At 74.5% G+C, this 2,480-nt stretch carries 5 protein-coding genes; 2 read left to right on the top strand and 3 right to left on the bottom strand.

Annotation, left to right across the window (positions count from 1 at the left end; all coding sequences use genetic code 11):
- The coding region (locus tag H5J29_RS29120; protein ID WP_181784181.1) for an acyltransferase at nucleotides 1–561 on the bottom strand (561 nt) is incomplete at its 3' end.
- Nucleotides 562–635: 74 nt separating this feature from the next.
- Between H5J29_RS29120 and H5J29_RS29115 the strand changes: the two genes are divergently transcribed.
- Entirely contained in the window at nucleotides 636–836 is a 201-nt protein-coding gene (locus tag H5J29_RS29115) for a hypothetical protein (protein ID WP_181784180.1), read from the top strand.
- Nucleotides 837–987: 151 nt separating this feature from the next.
- Nucleotides 988–1,581: a helix-turn-helix transcriptional regulator gene (locus H5J29_RS36395; RefSeq protein WP_181784179.1), complete on the top strand. Its 594-nt coding sequence runs from the start codon at nucleotides 988–990 to the stop codon at nucleotides 1,579–1,581.
- On the opposite strand, the gene H5J29_RS29105 is transcribed toward H5J29_RS36395, so the two are convergent.
- Together H5J29_RS29105 and H5J29_RS29100 are read right to left on the bottom strand one after the other, a co-directional pair.
- Complete coding sequence (locus H5J29_RS29105; protein WP_181784178.1) at nucleotides 1,578–2,231, bottom strand: response regulator; 654 nt, start codon at nucleotides 2,229–2,231, stop codon at nucleotides 1,578–1,580. The two genes, H5J29_RS36395 and H5J29_RS29105, sit on opposite strands and share 4 nt — an antisense overlap.
- On the bottom strand, nucleotides 2,228–2,480 hold a 253-nt coding region (locus H5J29_RS29100; protein WP_246394452.1), incomplete at its 5' end, for an ATP-binding protein. The genes H5J29_RS29100 and H5J29_RS29105, both read right to left, overlap by 4 nt.

Raw genomic sequence — 2,480 nt, 5'->3', positions numbered from 1 at the left:
GTCCGGGACGTCCCCCCGCACCACGGCGTGGGCGCCGAGCACACAGCCGGTCCCGACCCGGGAGCCCCGCAGCACCGAGGCCTTCACCCCGATCCAGGTGTCCGGCCCGATGCGGACCGGGGACTTCACGATGCCCTGGTCCTTGATCGGGCGGTGGATGTCCTCGGTGCGGTGGTCGAAGTCGGTGACGTACACCCAGTCCGCGATGATCGACGCGGCCCCGACCTCGACGTCGAGGTAGCAGTTGAGCGTGTTGTTGCGGCCCAGCACGACCTTGTCGCCGATCCGCAGCGAGCCCTCGTGGCAGCGCAGCGAGTTGCCGTCGCCGATGTGCACCCAGCGGCCGATCTCCAGCCGTCCGTAGCCGGGCCGGACCTCGATCTCCACGTTGCGCCCCAGGAAGACCATGCCCTTCAGCACGACGTCCGGGTGCCGCAGCCGCAGCCGCAGCAGGCGCCAGTACCGGAGCAGGTACCAGGGGGTCCACGCGCGGTGCCTGCGGATCCAGCGCAGCGAGTCCAGGGTGAGGAACCGGGCCTGCTCGGGGTCGCGCCTGGGCATCGTCCGACCCTAATCCGGGTGTGCGGCCGGGCGCCTGCGGGTAGGCCCGTCCGACACCGACCCCTGGAGGACCCATGACCGACCGCACCGGCGACGCCCCCGGCGACGAAGGCTCCGACCACGCCCTGACGGGCGCGGGCGGCGGTACCGCCCGCGACCTCGACCACGAGGGCAACCCCCGCAGCGCCTCCACCGCCTCCGACGCCGGCGCGACGGACAAGGCCGCCCACGAGCTCGACGACGAGAACGAGAGCGAGCCGACCCGCTCGGAATGAGCCCTGCTCCGACGAGAGCTGCTCCGGTGGGCGCTGCTCCGGTGGGCGCTGCTCCGAAACGGTGATTCCCGGGGTGATCCCTCGCGGCGTGAGACGACGCTCGACATGATCAACTCTGGGTTCGGGGTCGCGCGTCGAGGGGGTCGGGCTCGTGGGGCTCGCGGTGGTGCTGGTGACCGGGGCTCCCGGACACCCGCCGACCCTGCCCGCGGACCTGTCCCCCCTGCGGACCGTGGTGCCCGCGGAGGCGGTGCCGGTCGCCCGGGCCGTCCACGCGGACGTCGTGGTGGTGGACCTCGACGCGGGGCTGCCGGCCACGGTCGCGGTCGGCGCCCTCGCCGCGGAGCTGCCCGCCGTGCCGGTGGTGGCGGTCGCCTCGACCCCGGACCAGGTCCTCGACGTCGTCCGGGCGGGGGCGACCGGCTACGTCCTGCGGGACGACCCGGCGCTGCCCGCGATCGTCCGGGCCGCGGCGGCGGGCGGTACGGCGTTCGGCGACGGGCTCGCCGACCACGTGCTCGACGCCACCGCCCACGCCCCGGACGTGGCGGTCCCGCACCTCACCGACCGCGAGTCCGAGGTGCTCCGGCTGGTCGTCGAGGGCCTCACGGCCCGCCAGATCGCCACCCGGCTCGTGCTCTCCCCGCGCACCGTGGAGAACCACATCCAGCGCACCCTGCGCAAGATCGACGTCCCCGGCCGCGCCGCGCTCGTCCGCTACGCGATCGAGCACGGGCTGGCCTAGTCCTCGGCGAGGCCCTGCTCGATCGCGTAGCGCACGAGCTGCGAGCGGTTGTGCAGCTGGAGCTTGCGCAGCGTGTTCTGCACGTGCGACTCGACGGTCCGGTGCGACACCACCAGGCGCTCCCCGATCTGGCGGGCCGTGAGCCCCTTCGCGACCAGCCGGAGCACCTCGGTCTCCCGGTCGGTCAGCGCGGGCACGGCGGGCTCGCCCGACGACGGCGGCGACCCCGCCAGCCGCCGGTACTCCCCCAGCACCAGCCCGGCCAGCCCCGGGGTGAACACCGGTACGCCCTCGGCCGTCCGCTGCACGGCGTCGACCAGCTCGTCCACGCTCGCGGACTTCACGAGGTAGCCCGTGGCGCCCGCCTTGAGCGCCTCGAGCACGTCCGCGTGCTCGCCGCTGGCGGACAGCACCAGGATCCGGGTGTCCGGCAGTTTCCCGACGATCCCGGTGATCGCGTCCACTCCGGACGTCTCGCCGAGGTTCAGGTCCATCAGCACGACCTGCGGCCGCACGGCCGGGGCGATCCGGACCGCCGCGCCGGCGTCGGGTGCCGTGGCGACGACGTCGAGACCCCGTTCGCCCAGGTCCCGGGCCACGCCCTCGCGCCAGATGGGGTGGTCGTCGACCACCATGACGGTCACGCTCACGCGGTCTCCTTCGCGGGCACGCGGATGATCCACTCGGTCCCGCGGCCCGGGCCGGTGTCCAGCACGACCGTGCCGCCCAGGTCCGCGACCCGGCCGAGCATCGACCGGGCGACCCCGATCCTGCCCTGGGCCGCCGCCTCGGCGAGACGGCCCTCCGGGATGCCGGGGCCGTCATCGCGCACGCTGATCTCGACGGCGTCGTCGACCTGCTCCACGAGGATCCAGGCCGGGGCCTGGGCGCCGACGTGC

It is taken from the genome of Pseudonocardia pini (genome assembly GCF_013870575.1).
Taxonomy (GTDB): domain Bacteria; phylum Actinomycetota; class Actinomycetes; order Mycobacteriales; family Pseudonocardiaceae; genus Pseudonocardia; species Pseudonocardia pini.
Note: the sequence above shows the minus strand (reverse complement) of the source record. Positions and strands in the feature narration are given on the sequence as shown.